14 protein-coding genes are annotated in these 18,140 nt (G+C 69.4%); 5 read left to right on the top strand and 9 right to left on the bottom strand.

The annotated features are described in order from the left end of the window. Window positions 1-103: 103 nt before the first annotated feature. Window positions 104-826 carry a GntR family transcriptional regulator gene (locus CK951_RS19225; RefSeq protein WP_096787813.1) on the top strand — a complete coding sequence of 241 codons (723 nt, stop codon included), beginning with the start codon at window positions 104-106 and terminating at the stop codon, window positions 824-826. Window positions 827-922: 96 nt separating this feature from the next. Here the strand turns inward: CK951_RS19225 and CK951_RS19220 are convergent, their stop codons facing one another. Beyond that, the gene (locus CK951_RS19220; protein ID WP_096787812.1) at window positions 923-1,984 is read right to left on the bottom strand and encodes a hybrid-cluster NAD(P)-dependent oxidoreductase; all 1,062 of its coding nucleotides are present in this window, start codon (window positions 1,982-1,984) and stop codon (window positions 923-925) included. Between the two features lie 4 nt (window positions 1,985-1,988). Continuing rightward, complete coding sequence (locus CK951_RS19215; RefSeq protein WP_096787811.1) at window positions 1,989-3,221, bottom strand: aromatic ring-hydroxylating dioxygenase subunit alpha; 1,233 nt, start codon at window positions 3,219-3,221, stop codon at window positions 1,989-1,991. Between the two features lie 224 nt (window positions 3,222-3,445). Between CK951_RS19215 and CK951_RS19210 the strand changes: the two genes are divergently transcribed. Both CK951_RS19210 and CK951_RS19205 read left to right on the top strand, forming a co-directional pair. Continuing rightward, window positions 3,446-4,369 carry a LysR substrate-binding domain-containing protein gene (locus tag CK951_RS19210; protein ID WP_096787968.1) on the top strand — a complete coding sequence of 308 codons (924 nt, stop codon included), beginning with the start codon at window positions 3,446-3,448 and terminating at the stop codon, window positions 4,367-4,369. A 93-nt stretch (window positions 4,370-4,462) separates the two neighbouring features. After that, the gene (locus tag CK951_RS19205; RefSeq protein WP_096787810.1) at window positions 4,463-6,031 is read left to right on the top strand and encodes a trimethylamine methyltransferase family protein; all 1,569 of its coding nucleotides are present in this window, start codon (window positions 4,463-4,465) and stop codon (window positions 6,029-6,031) included. A 167-nt stretch (window positions 6,032-6,198) separates the two neighbouring features. Here the strand turns inward: CK951_RS19205 and CK951_RS19200 are convergent, their stop codons facing one another. From CK951_RS19200 to CK951_RS19190, 3 genes are all read right to left on the bottom strand, one after another. Next, complete coding sequence (locus CK951_RS19200; protein ID WP_096787809.1) at window positions 6,199-6,765, bottom strand: CYTH domain-containing protein; 567 nt, start codon at window positions 6,763-6,765, stop codon at window positions 6,199-6,201. Between the two features lie 260 nt (window positions 6,766-7,025). Beyond that, window positions 7,026-8,411, bottom strand: coding sequence for an FGGY-family carbohydrate kinase (locus CK951_RS19195; protein ID WP_096787808.1), 1,386 nt, complete (start codon window positions 8,409-8,411; stop codon window positions 7,026-7,028). Between the two features lie 7 nt (window positions 8,412-8,418). Continuing rightward, window positions 8,419-9,222, bottom strand: coding sequence for a DeoR/GlpR family DNA-binding transcription regulator (locus tag CK951_RS19190; RefSeq protein WP_096787807.1), 804 nt, complete (start codon window positions 9,220-9,222; stop codon window positions 8,419-8,421). Window positions 9,223-9,408: 186 nt separating this feature from the next. On the opposite strand from CK951_RS19190, the gene CK951_RS19185 reads away from it, so the two are divergent. Further along, complete coding sequence (locus CK951_RS19185) at window positions 9,409-11,499, top strand: bifunctional rhamnulose-1-phosphate aldolase/short-chain dehydrogenase (RefSeq protein ID WP_096787967.1); 2,091 nt, start codon at window positions 9,409-9,411, stop codon at window positions 11,497-11,499. 212 nt (window positions 11,500-11,711) lie between these two features. Here the strand turns inward: CK951_RS19185 and CK951_RS19180 are convergent, their stop codons facing one another. Continuing rightward, a complete protein-coding gene (locus CK951_RS19180) occupies window positions 11,712-12,392 on the bottom strand; it encodes a cysteine hydrolase family protein (protein WP_096787806.1) in 681 nt (226 codons plus the stop codon). A 146-nt stretch (window positions 12,393-12,538) separates the two neighbouring features. Between CK951_RS19180 and CK951_RS19175 the strand changes: the two genes are divergently transcribed. Further along, a complete protein-coding gene (locus CK951_RS19175) occupies window positions 12,539-14,092 on the top strand; it encodes a D-aminopeptidase (protein ID WP_096787805.1) in 1,554 nt (517 codons plus the stop codon). A gap of 72 nt (window positions 14,093-14,164) precedes the next feature. Here CK951_RS19175 and CK951_RS19170 read toward each other — a convergent pair whose 3' ends face one another. From CK951_RS19170 to CK951_RS19160, 3 genes are read right to left on the bottom strand one after another with little or no spacing between them, the layout of a single operon-like run. Continuing rightward, the gene (locus CK951_RS19170) at window positions 14,165-15,676 is read right to left on the bottom strand and encodes an ABC transporter substrate-binding protein (RefSeq protein ID WP_096787804.1); all 1,512 of its coding nucleotides are present in this window, start codon (window positions 15,674-15,676) and stop codon (window positions 14,165-14,167) included. Next, entirely contained in the window at window positions 15,673-17,346 is a 1,674-nt protein-coding gene (locus CK951_RS19165) for an ABC transporter ATP-binding protein (protein ID WP_096787803.1), read from the bottom strand. Before CK951_RS19165 ends, CK951_RS19170 begins: the two co-directional genes overlap by 4 nt. After that, window positions 17,343-18,131, bottom strand: a complete 789-nt coding sequence (locus CK951_RS19160) for an ABC transporter permease (RefSeq protein WP_198402513.1) — start codon at window positions 18,129-18,131, stop codon at window positions 17,343-17,345. The genes CK951_RS19165 and CK951_RS19160 overlap by 4 nt, the downstream gene beginning before the upstream one ends. Window positions 18,132-18,140 lie beyond the last annotated feature (9 nt).

Genomic DNA, 18,140 nt, shown 5'->3' with positions numbered 1-18,140 from the left:
ATCATAAATGGCTAATGTCGACAACATGTATTTTATTACCCTACAAAAGGGTTGCCCGACTCGATCCTCCATCGGGGCTGCGGACAGGGGAACAGGAAGTCGCATGGAAGCCGATCCGAGACGCCGGAAGGCCCGCTGCCTCGACGACCTGCGCAGGAAGATCCTGACGCAGGTGCTCGAGCCGGGCGCCTACCTCGACGAGACCGACCTTGCCGAAAGCTACGGCATCTCGCGCCCACCGCTGCGCGAGCTGCTGCGGCAGCTTGCGGGCGAGGGCTACGTGCTGCTGCACGAGAACCGCGGTGCGCAGGTCGCGCCGATGACGCACAAGACGCTGCGCAACTTCTTCGTGGCCGCGCCGATGATCTACGGGGCGGTCACGCGTCTGGCGGCCGAACACGCAAGGCCCGCGCAGATCGCCCGGCTGAAGGAGGCGCAGAGCGCGTTCCGGGCGGCGATCCGCGAGGGCGACGCCGCCGACCGCGCGCTGATGAACGAGCGGTTCCACTCGATCATCGGCGAGATGGCGGACAACGAATATCTCACGCCCAGCCTGCGCCGGCTGCTCATCGACCATGCGCGGATCGGCATGACGTTCCACAGCCCGCGCAAGGCCGCCATGATCGAGGGACAGGCCGTGGCCGCCGACCATCACGACCGGTTCATCGAGCTGATCGAGGCCGGCGACGCGGAGGCCGCGGCCGATCTGGCCCTCGCCCATTGGGAACTGGCGCGTTCGCAGTTCGAACGGTTCATCACCCCGGAGAGCATCCGGCTGCCGCTGGGCCGCGCACCGGAGCCGCAGGACCGGCCCGAGGCCCCGTGAGGTCCCGGGCGGTCAAGGGTCGATGGATGGTGGCGGTGCTCGATCACATGGGCTTCCTTCGTCAGACGGGGCGGCGCCCGCGCGCCGCAGCCCGTGCTAGAGGTCGATGGTCACGCTGCCCTGCGGCCGCGAGCAGCAGGCGAGGATGAGGCCCGCGGCGATCTCGTCGTCGGAGATGCCGCCGTTGTGGACCATCGCGACCTCGCCCGAGACCTTCTGCACCTTGCAGGTGCCGCAGAGCCCGAAGTTGCACCCCGACGGAATGTTGAGCCCCGCGCGCCGCGCCACGGCCAGCACCGTCTCGGTGCCGTCGCAGGCGACCGACAGGCCCGATCCGGCAAAGCTGACCTCGGACACCGCGGCGGGGGGCGCCATCTCGACCGGCACCTCCTCGAGGGCGGGGGCGGCGAAGCTTTCCTCGTGGTAGCGGGTCATGTCGAAGCCGAGCGAGGCGAGCATCTCGCGCACCGAGCGCATGAAGGGCTCGGGGCCGCAGCAGAACACCTCGCGGTCCAGATAGTCCGGCGCCATGAGGCCCAGCATGATCTGCGACAGGCGGCCGCGATAGCCGGGCCAGACCTCGAACGGCTCGACCTCCTCGACCGTGAAGCGTAGCTGAAGCCCCGGCACACGGCTTGCGAACTGCTCCAGCCGCTGCCGGAAGATGATGTCCGAGGGTCTCCGCGCGGCATGGACGAAGACGATGTCGGGCATTTCGCCCGAATCCCAGGCCCAGGTGGTCATCGACATCATCGGCGTGATGCCGGAGCCGGCGGAGATGAACAGATGCTTCCGCGCCGGATGGCGCAGCGAGGTGAACTGACCCGCCGGGCCATGCGCCCTGAGCCGCATGCCGGGCTTCAGATGGTCCAGCATCCAGCGCCCGCCCACCGATCCCGGCTGCGCCTTGACGGTGATCGACAGCGACAGCGGCCGCGAGGGCGAGGACGAGATCGTGTAGGTGCGCTGGACCGGACCGCCGGGCACGGGCAGCTCGAGCGTCAGGAACTGGCCGGGCTGGTAGTCGAACCACGCGCCCGAGGGGGCGCGGAAGGCGATGGTCGCGCAGTCGGCGGTTTCCGGGATGACCATGGCGCATTCCAGCTCTTCGCCATCGTTCCACGGCTCGGCAGCCCAGTTCAGGCGCGGCTTGCCCACGGCCCTACTCCGCCGCGAGCGCGGACGGGCCGGCAACGCCGGCGGTCAACGTGCGCACATACCAGTCGACGAACTGGATGACGCCGCTTTCCTGTTTCACGGAATAGGGCCCCGGCTCGTAGGCGGGCGAGGAGATGCCGATCTGGTTCTCCTCGACGACGCGGCGATCCTCGTCGTTGGTGGCGGTCCAGACCTCGGTCAGCCGGGTCAGGTCGTAGTCGCGCCCCTCGACCGCGTCCCGGTGCACGAGCCAGGTGGTGGTGACCTCGGTCTCGGTGGCGCTGATCGGCAGGACGCGGAAGTTCAGCACGTGGTCCGACAGGAAGTGGTTCCATGTGTTGGGGTAATGGAAGAACAGCAGCGACCCGGCGTTGGCGAAGGGCATGCCCGGGATCAGCGGCGCGGCGGCCCGGCCGTCCATCGTGTAGCTGACCGCCGCGCCCACGAAGGGGATGCGGACCAGCCGCCATTGTTCGTTCCCGCCGATCAGGTAGCGCGAGGGCAGCCCCGCCGCCTCGCAGCGGTTCACATGCGCGGCGCCGGCGGGCGAGGACAGGCTGTCGTCCGCGCCGACAAGGTCGGGATCGTCGTTGAAGGTGCGGCAGAGCGCGGGGTGCGAGCCCGCGCAGTGATAGCACTCGCGGTTGTTCTCCAGCACCAGCTTCCAGTTGCCGTTCTCGACGATGCTGGAGCGGTGCGCGACCTTCAACTCGTCCAGCCGGTGCGGCGCCGAATAGCGGTCTGCGGCGGCCTTGACCTCCGAGAAGTCGGGGGCATCGTGGGCGAGGCAGATGAAGACCATACCGGCGGCCACGGCGCAATGCACCGGCTTCAGCCCGTGCCGTGCCGGATCGAAGTCCGGACCCATGTCCCGCGCCCAGAGCAGCCGGCCGTCGGTCTCGTAGGTCCACTGGTGATAAGGGCAGACCAGTTTCGCCGCCTGACCCGACGGCCTGGAACAGATGCGGCTGCCGCGGTGCCGGCACGAGTTGTGGAAGGCCCGCACCTCGCCATCGGCGCCACGCACGATCACGACCGGATAGCGGCCGAGCTGCAGCGTGACATAGCACCCGGCGCGCGGCACTTCGGCGGCCGCGGCCGCGAAGATCCATTCCCGATACCAGATGAGCGCCAGATCGGCCTCGAAGACGTCGGCTTCGGTGTAGAACGGCCGGGCCAGCGAGCGGCCGGACTGCTGCGCGCGGAGCAGCGGAAGAAGGTCGGCTTGGCTTGTCACGATCGGGGATCCTTCAGTGGAACGGCGCGGATCAGACCGCCCCGGGAACCGGCGCACGAGGGTCCGCGGCGCCTGTCGGGGGAGGTGCGGGCGGCGGGTGCGGCACGGGTCTGGCGGCGGACCTGTCCCGAACCATCAGGGCTTGAACGGTCTTTCTCAACTGCAGAAAAACTTTGCGGTTCGATGATCTGGGGTTATGGATGGGCCTTCAGCCCGAGGTGCCCATGACCACCCTTCGCCGCAGCCTGTCCTCGCTCAACGCGCTCGCGACCTTCGAGGCCGCGGCGCGGCTGGGCAGCTTCACCCAGGCCGCGCGCGAGCTTGGCGTGACGCAGGCGGCCGTCAGCCGGCAGATCAAGCTGCTGGAGGTGGATCTCAACACGCCCCTCTTCCTGCGCGTGCACCGCCGCGTCGTGCTGACGCCGGCGGGCGAGGCGCTGGCCACGACGGTTACCGGCGCCTTCGGCCGCATGGCCGAGATGATCGAGACCCTGCGGCAGCCGCTGGTCCCCGAGGCCGTCACCATCGGCTCCACCCTCGCCTTCAGCCATTTCTGGCTGCTGCCGCGACTGCCGGAGTTCCGCGCCGCGCATCCCGACATCAAGCTCAAGCTCGTGGCCGAGGACAGCGCGGCCGATCTGCGCCGCGACCGGCTGGATGTCGCGATCCGCTATGGCAAGCCGCCGTTCGAGGATGGACGCAGCCTCGCCAGCCACCCCGACCGGGTGTTCCCGGTGTGCAGCCCGAAACTCCTGGCCCGGCTCGGCGTGGAGGCAGAGACCGCGCAGCTGCCGAACCTGCCGCTCATCACGTCGGACTGGATCAACCCCGCCTGGCTCACCTGGCGCTCATGGGCCAGGGACGCGGGGCTGGGACCCGCCCTCACGCGGGCCTCGGACCTCAGCCGGCTGCGCTTCAACCACTATACGGACACGATCCAGGCGGCGGTCAACGGCGAGGGGGTAGCGCTTGGCTGGGCGACGCTGCTGTCCGGGCTCCTGGCCGAGGGGCGGCTGGTCCGCGTCGGCCGGCACAGCGTCGAGCTTGAGGAACGCTATCACGTCGTCGTGCCGGCGGGACGCGAGCCCGCGCCTGCCGCGGCCGCCTTCCTCGACTGGATCACCGGCCGCTTTCAGGCCGACGCATAACTCCAGATCATCAACTCGCGGAAATCTTTTGCGCGTCACAGGCGGGGGCGGCCCGGCTAGTCTTCCGGAGCAGACCCGCTGACAGAGGTGCCCATGCAGAGCCAGATCACGCTTCCGCCGGAAACCGCCGCCACCCAGGCCCGGAGACGGAGCGGGCGCGAGGCGCGCCGGCAGGAGCGCACCGGGACGCGGCGCGACCTCGGCTGCGCCTACATCGTCCGCGGCATCCCGACCTATGACGTGATGGGCGAGGAGAGCCTTTCGCGGATCGAGGCGGCCGCCGACCGCATCCTCGCCGAGACCGGAATCGAGTTCCGCGACGATCCCGAGGCGCTGGATCTCTGGCGTCGCGCGGGCGCCGAGGTGAGCGGCGTTCTCGTCCGCTTTCCGCCCGGCCTGCTGCGCGAGATCCTGCGCACGGCACCGGCCGAATTCACCCAGCATGCCCGCAACCCGGCCAACTCGGTGCGGATCGGCGGCAGGAACGTCGTCTTCGCCCCCTCCTACGGCTCGCCCTTCGTGATGGACCTCGACCGCGGGCGGCGGTTCGGCACGCTGGAGGATTTCGAGAACTTCATCAAGCTCGCGCAATCCTCGCCGTGGTTTCACCATTCCGGCGGCACGATCTGCGAGCCGACCGACATTCCGGTGAACAAGCGCCACCTCGACATGGTCTATGCCCATGTCCGCTACTCGGACCGGGCGTTCCTCGGCTCGGTCACCGCCGAGGACCGCGCGCAGGACAGCGTCGAGATGGCGCGGATCCTGTTCGGCGCCGACTTCGCCGACCGGAACTGCGTGATCATGGGCAACTTCAACGTGAACTCGCCGCTGGTCTGGGACGGCACCATGACGAAGGGGATGCGGGCCTATGCCCGGGCGGGTCAGGGCTGCGTGCTCGTGCCGTTCATCCTCGGCGGGGCGATGGGGCCGGTCACCTCGGCCGGCGCCATCGCGCAGTCGCTGGCCGAGACGATGGCGGGCTGCGCGCTGACGCAGCTCGAACGGCCCGGCGCGCCGGTGGTGTTCGGGAACTTCCTCTCCTCGATGAACCTGCGCACGGGAAGCCCCACCTTCGGCACTCCCGAACCTGCGATCGGCTCGATGGTGGTGGGTCAGCTCGCCCGGCGGCTGAAGCTGCCACTGCGCTGCTCGGGCAACTTCACCACCTCGAAGCTGCCGGATGCGCAGGCCATGATGGAGGGCACGATGTCGATGCTCGCCGCCATCCATTGCGGCGCCAACTACATCCTGCATTCGGCCGGCTTCCTCGACGGGCTGCTGTCGATGTCCTACGAGAAGTTCATGCTGGATGCCGACCTGTGCGGCGCGCTCCATTCCTATCTGAAGGGGATCGAGGTCAGCGACGACCAGCTGGCGGTCGATGCCTTCGCCGAGGTCGGGCCGGGCAACCACTTCTTCGGGTGCGCCCATACGATGGCACATTACGAAACCGCGTTCTGGGACAGCGACCTGTCCGACAACGAGGCCTTCGAGAAGTGGGAGGCGGCCGGATCCTCGGATGCCGCGAGCCGGGCCAACCGGCTGTGGAAGAAGCGGCTGGCCGAGTATGAGGCGCCACCGCTCGACCCGGCCACCGACGAGGCGCTGCGCGAATTCATCGCCCGCCGGAAGGCGGCGGTGCCGGACATGTGGTACTGACAAGCAGGACCTTGGCGGGGCCCCGCGTTCGTCCGCCGGCGCCGCAGGCTGCCCGCGCAGCGCTCGGCTTCGGCAGGGCCCGCGCGGGAAGGACCCGTCGCACTGCGCACAACCTCCGCCGACGCTTTCCCGGTCCCGCCGTCAGGCCCCGACCGGCCCCGAGGTCTTCAGCGCCGAGGCGTGAATTGCGGGCGGATCTGCACCCGCCCGAGCAGGTGGCGCGTGGTGGTCCGCAGCGTCCGGAGGATGGCGCCGGCAGACCACCGTGCCCGCGACCGCTCCTGCACCATGCGGCGCGTGCTGAACCGGAAGTTCCCAGTCACCTCCACCCCCAGCCAGTCCGGCCGGGCAAAGGTCGTGTCGGCGGTCGGCAACTCGATCTCGGCGGTCGTGATGCCACCGAGCAGCCCGTGGAAGACGTCGACCTCCCACTTGAGATCGCCCGCCGGAATGATGTGCCGGGTCTTCTCGATCAGTCGCCCCGGCCTGCCGCAGAACTCGGCGAGCATCTGTTCGGCATCCGCAAGGGGGATAGCATATTCGAATTCGGACCGACCTAGGCCGCGCCGCCGCCCCTTGACGGTCAGCGTCGCCGTCTCGCCGGCGATGCGCACCCGGACCTTTCGCCCCCCGGCCGAAGCGACCAGCCCGTCGCGAAGGAGAACACTGTCCGTGACGTGACGCTTCCAGTCCTCGCCGATGACGAGGAACTTCCGCTCAATTTCGACGCCCATCCACCCCCGCAGCGCGACTCGAAGCCCTGAAAGGCTTACATAGCCGATGCCAGACCGACAAGCCGTCCGTCCCCGGGCCAAAGCGCGCGGGTGTCGCGGCCCCGCAAGCCCCGGAGAAATCGGCGCCCCCGCCCTGCCGGACAGACGAAGGCGCAAGGATCAGGGCGGGTGGGAGCCCTGATGCGCGGAACCGCCATCCTTGCGGCACCTGCAGGGCGGCACCCCTGCCCGGTCCCGGTGGATCGCGCGCCGCTGGCCCTTCATGCCCGGCGATGCCATTCGGCCGCATAGTCCCGCAGCAGCGAAACGTCGGCGCGTGTCTCGACCCGTCTGGTCACGACCCGAGGCGCCGTCCCGAGGCAGAGGAGAGCCGCGCCGGCCGAGGTGCCGGTGGCCGAGGTCGCGACCTCCACCGCTCCGACGCAACTCGCGAGCATGTCGAGATAGTCCGGATTGCCGCCGAAAGGCCCCTCGACGATCACGGGTCCGCGCGCGCCGACGAGGTCGAGACAGGTCCCGGTCATCAGCGCCAGATACCACGACAGGGCGACCAGCCGCTCGCCCTCGGTCGCAGGCGCGTCCGTCCAGCGCATCCTGCGGCCCGGGAACGGACCGGAGCCGGGCTCGACCGAGGGCAGGATCGCCACCCGGCGGGAAAGCGCCGCCCTGCGATCCGCGTCGCTCGGCACCGCCGTCGATCCGGCGCGGATGACCTCGTATTCCCGCCCGCCCATGAAGCGCGCCGAAGGCACGGGCGCGCCGAAGGCATTCACGTTGACCAGCACGTCGCGGGCCGGGTCCAGCCGGGTGGCCGCGCCGCCGATGGCCATCGCCACGACCCATGTGCCGGTCGAGACGACGGCGAAGGGCGACTGCCGGCCCAGAACATAAGGATGAAGCGAGGCGTTGGAATCGTGGATGCCGACCGCGACGGGCGTTCCCCGACGCAGCCCCGTCCGCGCGGCGAGGTCGCCCCGCAGCGTTCCCAGCACGTCCCCGGACCGTCGGACGGGGGCAATCCGGTCCGCCAGCCCCAGCCGGTCGACCAGTGAGGACAGCCGCCCCTCCCAGGGGTTCCAGAGATCCGTATGGCAGCCGAGCGAGGTGACATCGCTCGCCAGCTCTCCGGTCAGCCGGAAGCCCCAGTATTGCGGATAGGTCAGCACATGGGCGACGGCTGTGCGAAGCCCGGGTTGCGTCTCGAACAGCCAGAACAGCTGCGCCCCCACGTTCAGCCCCATCGGCAGCCGTGGCGAGCCGGTTTCGGCGAAGGGCGGGCGGATCGCGTCGTAGCCCGCCGCCAAGGCGTCCGGCCCCGGGTTCTCGTAGTCGAGCATCGGCGCCGCCAGCCCGCCCGATGCATCCAGCAGCACCACCGATGCCCCGTGCGTCGTCACCGATATGGCATCGACGCCATGCGCGGCATGGAAGGCCGCCAGATGGTGAAGCAGGAACTCCCAGTGACCCTCGAGGTCGAAATGCGGCCAGGGGGGCCCCGGGCGAACCGTGTTCGGGCGGCTGACGACGGCAACCTCTCGCAGGGTGTCACCCTCCACGAGCGCGAGCTTGGCATTGGTCTTGCCGATGTCGATGACGGCGACGCGCGTCACGGTTTCGGCGTTCGATCTCGGCTGCTGTCCGGGCATGGCGTCGTCAGCCCTTCTGCCGGCGGCGGTCGGCGGCGGGCACCTCGGCCACGATCAGCCGCACCTCCGCCGCCTCCAGCATCCGGGCGGCGCGGTCGTCGATCCCGTCGTCGGTGACGACGGTGTGGATACGCGCCAGCGGGCAGAGCACCAGGCTCGACCCCTGCGCGAACTTGGAGCTGTCGGCCAGCACGATCAGTTCGTCCGCCTGCCCGATCAGCTTCTGCTCGGCCTGGATCAGCAGCGGGTCGCCCTCCATCAGCCCAAGGGGACCAAGGCCGCGGCAGCCCATGAACATCCGCCGGGCATGGAAGTGCCGGCTGCCGTCGTCGTCGAAGGGCGACAGGATGATGTTCTGCTCGCGGTAGATCACGCCGGCGGGCAGCAGGACCGTGTTCTTCGAATGCTTCAGCAGATGCTCGGCGATGGGGAAGCTGTTGGTGAAGACCTGCAGCCGCTTCGTCGTCAGCGGGTGGACCATCTGGAAGGTCGTCGTTCCCCCGTTGACGATGATGGCGTCGCCGTCGTCGCAAAGATCCACCGCCGCCCGCGCAATGGCACGCTTCTCGGGCGCACGGAGCGTTTCCTGCATCGCGAAGGGGCGTGCGTTGATGCCGACGAAGCCGGGAGGCGCCACCGCCTCGGCGCCGCCGCGCACCCGGCGCAGCTTCTTCTGCACATGCAGCCCCGCGATGTCGCGGCGGATCGTGGCCTCGGACGCGCCGGTCATCTGGCAAAGCTCGGGCACCGTGACCACGGGGCGCTCCTGAACCGCCGACAGGATGATCCGGTGACGCTCGGTCTCGTGCATCGAAGTCCCTCCCATGAGCCGCAGATTGAGGAGGGTTCCAATCATAGTCAATCATCGATCCGCGCGCATGGGGATCATTCGATCATCTTCGACTGCACGTGATCGTTTATGATTGACACTGCGGCGCAACTTCCCATGATGATCGGCAAGAAGCCCGGGTCCGGCCCGCGCGATGGGGAGGACGGGATGACCGCGACGAGACTCGAGAGCCTGTGGGACGACGCGGAGGCGGCGGCCATGACCGAGCCGCAGAAGCTGCTCTACCGCTCGAACCTGCTCGGCTCGGACAAGCGGGTGACGAATTACGGTGGCGGCAACACCTCGGCCAAGGTGATGGAGACCGACCCGCTGACCGGCGGAAGGGTCGAGGTGCTCTGGGTAAAGGGCTCGGGCGGCGACATCGGCTCGATGGGGATGGACGGGTTCTCGACCCTCTACATGGAGAAGCTTCAGGCCCTGAAGGGCCGCTATCGCGGGGTGGACCACGAGGACGAGATGGTGGGCTACCTGCCCCACTGCACCTTTGACCTGAACCCGCGCGCGGCCTCGATCGACACGCCGCTGCACGCCTATGTGCCGAGGCGCCACGTCGACCACGTGCATTCCGACGCCATCATCGCCATCGCGGCCTCGGTCAACTCGCGGGAGCTGACGGCCGAGATCTTCGGCGACGAGATAGGCTGGCTGCCGTGGAAGCGCCCCGGATTCGAGCTGGGCCTGTGGCTGGAGAACTTCGCGACCGAGAACCCGCAGGCGAAGGGCTGCGTGCTGGAAAGCCACGGCCTCTTCACCTGGGCCGACGATGCAAAGGACTGCTACCTGACGACGCTCGATGTCATCAAACGGGCGGCGGCGTGGCTCGAGGCGAGGACCGCCGGCACCGCGGCCTTCGGCGGGCCGAAGGTCCCCACCCTGCCGGCCGACCAGCGCCGCGCCATTGCGGCGCGGCTGATGCCCGTGATCCGCGGCCTGATCTCGACGGAGCGGCACAAGGTCGGCCATTTCGACGACCAGCCGGCCGTGCTCGAATTCGTCGGCTCGAACGCGCTCGAAAGCCTCGCGCCGCTCGGCACCTCCTGCCCCGACCATTTCCTGCGGACCAAGATCCGGCCGCTGGTGGTGGACTTCGACCCCTTGAACCCCGACCTCGACCGGACCATCGCCGGTCTCGCCGAGGCGGTCGCGGCCTACCGCGACGACTACGCGGCCTACTACGCCCGCTGCCGCCATGCCGACAGCCCCGCGCTGCGCGATCCCAACGCCGTGGTCTATCTGGTGCCGGGCGTCGGCATGATCACCTTCGCGCTCGACAAGGCGACGGCACGCATCTCGGGCGAGTTCTATGTCAACGCGATCAACGTGATGCGCGGCGCCTCCTCGGTCTCGACCTATCGCGGCCTGCCCGAGCAGGAGGCGTTCGACATCGAATACTGGCTGCTGGAGGAGGCCAAGCTGCAGCGGATGCCGAAGCCGAAAAGCCTTGCCGGTCGCGTGGCGCTCGTTACCGGGGCGGCGGGGGGCATCGGCTCGGCCACGGCGGACCGCCTGCTGCGCGAGGGCGCCTGCGTGGTGCTGACCGACATCAACGCCGAGGCGCTGGAAGCGACGCGCGAGGCGCTGGCCGCGCGGCACGGAGGCGACGTGGTGCGGGGCGTGGCGATGAACGTCACGGACGAGGCGCAGGTGATCCGCGCCCATGCCGAGGCCGCGGCCGAGTTCGGCGGCATCGACATCCTCGTGTCGAATGCCGGCATCGCCTCGTCCGCGCCGATCGAACAGACGACGCTCGCGCTCTGGAACCGGAACATGGACATCCTGTCCACCGGCTACTTCCTCGTCAGCCGCGAGGCGTTCCGGCTGTTCCGGGCACAGGGGATCGGCGGCTCGGTGGTCTTCGTGGCCTCGAAGAACGGCCTCGCCGCCAGCCCCAACGCGAGCGCCTACTGCACCGCCAAGGCGGCCGAGATCCACCTTGCCCGCTGCCTTGCCCTCGAAGGGGCCGAGGCGGGCATTCGTGTCAACGTGGTCAACCCCGATGCGGTGCTGCGCGGCTCGAGGATCTGGTCGGGCGAGTGGCTCGACCAGCGCGCAGCGACCTATGGCACCGACAAGCAGGGGCTCGAGGAGATGTATCGCCAGCGGTCGATGCTGAAGCGGGCCGTGCTGCCGGAGGATGTGGCCGAGGGCGTCTATTTCCTTGCCTCGGACCTGTCGGCGAAGTCCACCGGCAACATCCTCAACGTCGACGCCGGCAACGTCCAGGCCTTCACCCGGTGACGCAGGGGCGGCGCCGCTGACGGCGCGGGAAGGCGCGATCTTCCGGCCGACCCCGGCCCCCTCGGCGCACGGCGCATGTGGAGATCGGACTTGTCTTGGGCGAAGCCCGGGAGGACGCAGAAACGTACCTCCGCCTTCTCCGACGGCGGCGGACGCCGGAGGAGCCCAAGCCCCCACCGGAGGGACTGGCGCGGACGGCGTCGGTGCGGTCGTCAGCCCGGCAGGAAGCCCAGAAGCTCCTCGCTGCTCATGACCGAAGCGTAGATCATGTTCAGCACCTCAAGCTCGCGGTCGTGCAGCGCGTCGCTCCCCGCTGCGCAGGCATCCGAGACGACGATCACGTCGAAACTCTCGTCGGCAAGGCTGCGCACGGTCGAGGACACGCACTGGTCGGTGAAGATGCCGGTGCAGACGACATGGGTGATGCCCAGGTTGGTCAGGATCAGCCGCAGGTTCGTGCCCGTCAGCGCGCTGTCGGTGGTCTTGGTGACCACGATCTCGTCGCCGCGCGGCGCAAGCTCGGGCACGATCTGCGAGGCATGTTCGTCCTTGGGCAGCAGCAGGTTGTTCCAGCCCGGCTTGCGCTGGCTCAGCGAGCGGTCGCGCCCGTCGTGAAGCTGGCAGGCGATGCGGGCGAACAGCACGTCCAGCCCGCGCGCGCGGAACGCCCCGATCAGCCGCGCGACGTTCGGGATGACGGTGCCGCGCATCCGCGCGTGGAACGGAGCCCATGCGGCGGCGCGCTCGGGCTCGGCCACCGGGTCGGGCTGTTCAAGATAGGTGTTCTGCACGTCGATCACCAGCAGCGCCACCTTGCCGGGCAGCAGCACCGGATCCTCGGGCTCGGGGGCGCCCTGATAGTAGAACGAGCGGTGGGCGGTCTTCCAGGTCATGAGGGGCCTTTCCTCGTCAGTGCCCGGCCGGGGCCGGACCGTCAGGCCGAACCTATCCGGTCGCGGGGCCGGAATGGAACCCCGAAGGGCCGTTGCAGCGCACCCGCGTCTCGGCCACTCTCGGGGCAAACGAAGCGAGGAGCATCATGACGGATCTGGATCTCGACGCGCTGAACCGGGCGCTGGACGCGCTGCCGCAGCGGTTCCGGGGCCCGGGCGGCGTGGCGGGCGTCGTCTGGCGCGGCGAGGTGGTGGCGGCCCGTGCCTGGGGTTACGCCGACCTGACCGCGCGCCGGCCGATGGAGGCCGCGACGCGCCTGCCGATCTGTTCGATCTCGAAGCAGTTCACTTGCGCGGTCCTTCTGGACGCAGTAGGCGATCCGGCGCGGCTGGATGCGCGTGTGGCGGCGTTCCTGCCCGCCTTCGACGGTCCGCTTCCGACGGTGCGGCAGCTTTGCGACAACCAGTCGGGGCTGCGCGACTACTGGGCGCTGACCGTGCTTCAGGGCGCCGAGGCCAGCCAGACCTTCCGCCGCGAGGATGCGCTGCCGCTGATCGCGCGGATGAAGACGGGCCACTTTCCGCCCGGCACCGCCTATTCCTATTGCAACTGCAACTTCCGCATCGTTTCCGAGCTGATCGAGGCCGAGACCGGCCGCGCCCTTCCCGACCTTTATGCCGAGCGGATCTTCGGCCCCGCCGGCATGGCCACGGCCGAGCTGACGTCCGACACCCGTCATCCCGCCGACGCGGTCGTGGGCTACGAGGGCAGCGACGCCACGGGCTTCTTTCCGGCCGACAACGGGATCTACTGGATCGGCGACGCGGGCATCTCGGCGTCGCTTCGGGACATGCTGGCCTATGAGCGGTGGATCGATGCCACGCGCGAGGATGAGGCCAGCCTCTATCGTCGGATCTCGGTCCCGCCCGGCTATGCCGACGGCACGCCCGCGAGCTATGGCTACGGCCTGTCGCACGAGACCGTGGCGGGGGTGCGCGTCACGGGGCACGGCGGCGCGCTGCGCGGCTTCCGCGCGCAGCGGTTCCACACGGCGGACGCGCGGCTCTCGGTGGTGGTGATGTTCAACCACGAGGCCAGCGCGCACGCTGCGGCCTCGTCGCTGCTGGCGGCGGCGCTGGGGCATGTCGCACCCGCGGGCGAGCGGCCGGAGGGCTGGGCGGGCCAATGGCTCGATCCCGACAGCGGGCTTCTGCTGCGCGTGGCCGAGGATGCGGCGGGGCTCGAGCTGCGCTTCGCCACTGCCTCCGACCGGCTGACGGTCGCGGCGGGGGTGGCCTCGGGGCCGGGCGTGACGCTGCGGCGCGACGGCGATGTGCTGGTGATGGATCGGACTGCCGATCACCTGACGGTGCGGGCGCCCGCCTTGCCCGCGGTCGAGGTGGCGGATGCCCGTGACATCGCCGGCCGCTACCGCTCGGCCGAGCTTGAGGCCGACATGGTGATCGAGGCGCGCGACGGTGGCTGCTATGCCGGGTTCGAGGGCATGCTCGGGACCGGGCCGATGGAGCGGATGCACCCGGTGGGGCCGGACGTCTGGGTCGTCACCACGCGCCGCTCGATGGATGCGCCCGCGCCGGGCGACTGGACGCTTCAGGTCCGCCGCGACGAGGGCGGGCGGGTGGCGGGCCTCCGCCTCGGCTGCTGGCTGGCGCGCAACATCGACTACCTGCCGGCCTGAAGCCGCGCCCGGCCGACGCTTGCCCCCGGCCGGCAGGCGGTGCGCGGCCCCTGACCGGGGCCGCGCATCGCGTCAGTTCTTGACCGTCGCCTCGAGGAAGAAGCGGCCCAGCGGGTTCTGGTGGAAGTTCTCGATATTGGCGCGGGTGACGTTAATGTAGGGGCTGTAGTAGAGGTCGATCCAGTGGGTGTCGGCCTTGGCCAGTTCCTGGATGCGGGTATACAGCGCCTCGCGCTTCGCCGGGTCCATCTCGAGGCGGGCATCCGCGACCAGCTGCTTCACCTCGTCGTTCCTGTAGCGCGTCATGTAGTTCATGTTGGTGTCGTGACCGAGAACGAAGGTCGTCTTCTGGTCCGGGTCGAGGATGTCATTCGTCCAGTACATCACCGACAGGTCGTATTCGCCGTTCACCAGCATGTCCCAGGTCATGCTCGGGTCCATCTTCTGCAGGTTCACCGTGATCCCGGCCGCCGCAAGCTGCTGCTGAAGCAGCACGGCGATCTGCTCGTCGACCTCGTTGCCGGCGTTCACCACATAGTCGAGCGACAGGCCCTCGGCCCCCGCCTCGGCCAGAAGGGCCTTCGCCTTCTCGGGATCGTGGGGACGCTGGAGGTTCGCCTCGTTGTGGTAGAGCGCGCCCGCGGGGATGTAGGAATTGGCCACCTCGGCCACGCCGAAGGTCACCGTCTCCACGATCGCCTGCTTGTCGATGGCAAGGTCGAGCGCCTCGCGCACCCTGGAATTGTCGAGCGGCGGATGCTCGTGGTTGATCAGCAGATGGTCCTCGCGCGTCGAGGGCTCGACCAGCACCTTGAGGTTCGGGTCCTTCTTCAGCTCCTCGACGCGCGAGAAGGGCACGAAGATCGCGGCATCCAGTTCGCCGGCCTGCACGCTCAGCATCCGGCTGTTGTCGTCGGGCACCGAGATCCATTCGACGCCGTCGAGGCTCACCTGATCGGCCTGCCAGAAGTTCGGGTTCTTCTTCAGGATCACCCGGTCGCCGCGGCGCCACTCCTCGACGATGAAGGCGCCCGAGGCCACCGGCTTTTCGGCATGGGCTTCCTCGCCCATCGACTCGACGGCGGCCTTCGACAGGACCGACACGCCCGGCATCGCCATGGTGGACAGGAACGGCGCCGAGGGCGTCTTGAGCGTCACCACCAGCGTCTTCGCGTCGGCGGCTTCGGCCCGGTCGATCACGCCATAGCTGTCGGACCACAGCGACAGTTCGCTGTCGCGGATGCGGGTGAGCGTGAAGGCCGCGTCCTCGGCGGTGATCGGCGAGCCGTCCGAGAATTTCGCGTCGCGCAGGTGGAAGGTGTAGGTCAGCCCGTCGTCCGAGATTTCCCAGCGTTCGGCAAGTCCGGGAACCAGCTTCGTGCCGGTCTCGTCCACCCGCACCAGCACATCATAGACGTTCGAGAACACCCAGAAGTCCACGTTCTGCGCCGTGGCGATCGGATCGAAGGTCGTGCCGTCCTCGCGCCGGCCGATGGTCAGCACGCCCGCCGCCTCGGCCACGCTGCCGAGGGCGAGGCTCGCGCCAAGGGCGATCAGGCCGATACGCGCCCATTTCCGTGTCATGTGAGCAATCCTTCCTGTTGGGTTTCGGTTTCTTCGGGAAGCACCGGCGCCGCCAGCGGACGGTCGGGGTCGATGCTCGGGATGGCCGCGATCAGCGCCGCGGTATAGGGATGGGCCGGGCGGGCGAAGACCTCGGCCGAGGGGCCGTCCTCGACCACCCGGCCCCGCTGCATCACCACCACCCGCTCGCAGAGCGAGCGGACGATGGCGAGGTCATGGGCGATGAACAGGAGCGTAAGCCCGCGGTCCTGCACCAGCTTGCGGAAAAGCTCCACGATCTGCGCCTGGATGGTGACGTCGAGCGCGGCCACGCATTCGTCGGCAACGATCAGCGTCGGATCCACCGCCAGCGCCCGGGCGATGCCGGCGCGCTGGCATTGCCCGCCGCTGAGGCTGCGCGGCCGGCGGCCGGCGAAGCTGCGGTCGAGGCCCACCATGTCCAGCAGGTCCCCCACCCGCGCGGGGATCGCCGCGCGCGCGACCTTGCCCTGCACGCGCAGCACCTCGGACAGTGTCTCGCCCACCGTCAGCCGCGGGTTCAGCGCGTTCAGCGGGTCCTGGAACACCATCGCCGCCTCGCGCCGCAGACGGGCCAGCGTCCGCGCCCGGTCGAGCGTCAGCACCGAGCCGTCAAAGGCCACGTGCCCCGCCGTCACCGGCTGAAGGCCCAGCAGCGCGCGGGCCAGCGTGCTCTTGCCCGACCCGCTCTCGCCGACGATCCCGACCGTCTCGCCGCGGCCGATCCGCAGGCTGATCCCGTCTACCGCCCTGAAGCTCCGGCGCGCCCAGGGCGGTCCGCCAGTGGGAAAGCTCACCTCCAGATCGTCCAGCTCGATCAACGGCTTCGTGTGCGGCTGATAAGGCGTGCCCACTGCCTCGTCGTGCGGCAGCGAGGGATGCGAGGCGATCAGCGCCTGCGTGTAGGGATGCCGCGGCCGCGCCAGCAGTTCGCGCTTCCCGCCCTCCTCGACGATGCGCCCATCGCGCATCACGGCGATCCGGTCGCAGGTCTGCGCCACCACGCCCAGGTCGTGGGTGATCAGGATGATCGACAGGCCGCGGCTTTCGCGCAGGCCGGCCAGCTGCCGCAGGATCTGCGCCTGGATCGTCACGTCGAGCGCGGTGGTCGGCTCGTCCGCGATCAGGATCTCGGGGTCGCAGGCCAGCGCCACCGCTATCATCGCGCGCTGCCGCATGCCGCCCGAGAACTCGTGCGCATACATCCGCGCCTGCCGCGGCGGGTCGGTGAAACCCACCTGCCGCAGGATCCCGACCGCCTCGGCGCGGGCCGCCGCGCGGGCAAGGCCGCGATGCAGCCGCAGCCCCTCGGCGATCTGGTCGCCGATCCGCATGACGGGATCGAGGTGGCTGGTCGGGTTCTGGAAGATCATGCCGATCCGCCGTCCGCGGATCCTCAGCATCTCGCGTTCCGGCAATCCGGTGATGTCGCGGCCGTCAAGCGTGACGCAGCCGCCCACGACCTCGAGACGGCGCGACGGAAGCAGGCCCATGACCGCGCGGCAGAGCAGGCTCTTGCCCGATCCGCTTTCGCCCACGAGGCCGAGGATCTCGCCCTGCTCCAGCCGCAGCGAGACGCCGTCGATCAGCCGCCGCTCCTCCGCCCCATGGCGGTAGCGCACCGAGAGGTCGCGGATCTCGAGCAGGCTCATTCCCGCGCCCCCGTCAGGTCGGCCAGCGCATCGCCCACGAGGCTGAAGCCGAAGGCGAGCGTGACGATGGCAAGGCCGGGAAACAGCGTGACCCACCAGGCGGTGGTGACGAAGGGCTGGCCCTCGGCCACCATCACGCCCCACTCGGCCACCGGCGGCTGTACGCCAAGCCCAAGGTAGCTGATCGCGGCGCCGTTCAGCAGCACCAGCACCGCATCCGACATCACGAAGACCAGCGAGCCCGGCAGTGCGTTCGGCAGCAGGTGGCGGAACATGATCCGCGCGCGCGAGAAGCCGAGGCTCTGCGCCGCAACCGCGAAGTCTTGCGTCTTCAGCACCAGGATCTGCGCCCGGATCAGCCGGGCGTAGGACACCCAGCCCACCAGTGCCATCGCGATGTAGAAGCTGGTCAGGCCCGGACCGAGGATCGCGATGATCGACAGCATCAGGACGAGGAACGGAAAGGCCAGGATCACGTCGATGATCCGCATGAAGAGCGCATCGACCCAGCCGCCGAAGAAGCCCGCCAGCGTGCCGACGCCGGTGCCGATCAGGAACGGGAAGACCACCCCCAGCACCGCGATCTGCAGGTCGACCCGCGCGCCCCAGATCACGCGCGACAGCACGTCCCGGCCGAAGTTGTCGGTGCCGAACGGATGCGCGAGGCTGGGGGGCTGCAGGCGGATGGCGCCGTTCTGCGCGATCGGATCGAACGGCGCCACCCAGGGCGCCAGCAGCGCAAGCAGCGCCGCGGCCGACAGGATCGTCAGTCCCGCGACCAGCATCGGGCGGCG

The sequence above is a fragment of the Rhodobacter sp. CZR27 genome, assembly GCF_002407205.1.
Lineage (GTDB): Bacteria > Pseudomonadota > Alphaproteobacteria > Rhodobacterales > Rhodobacteraceae > Cereibacter_A.
Note: the sequence above shows the minus strand (reverse complement) of the source record. Positions and strands in the feature narration are given on the sequence as shown.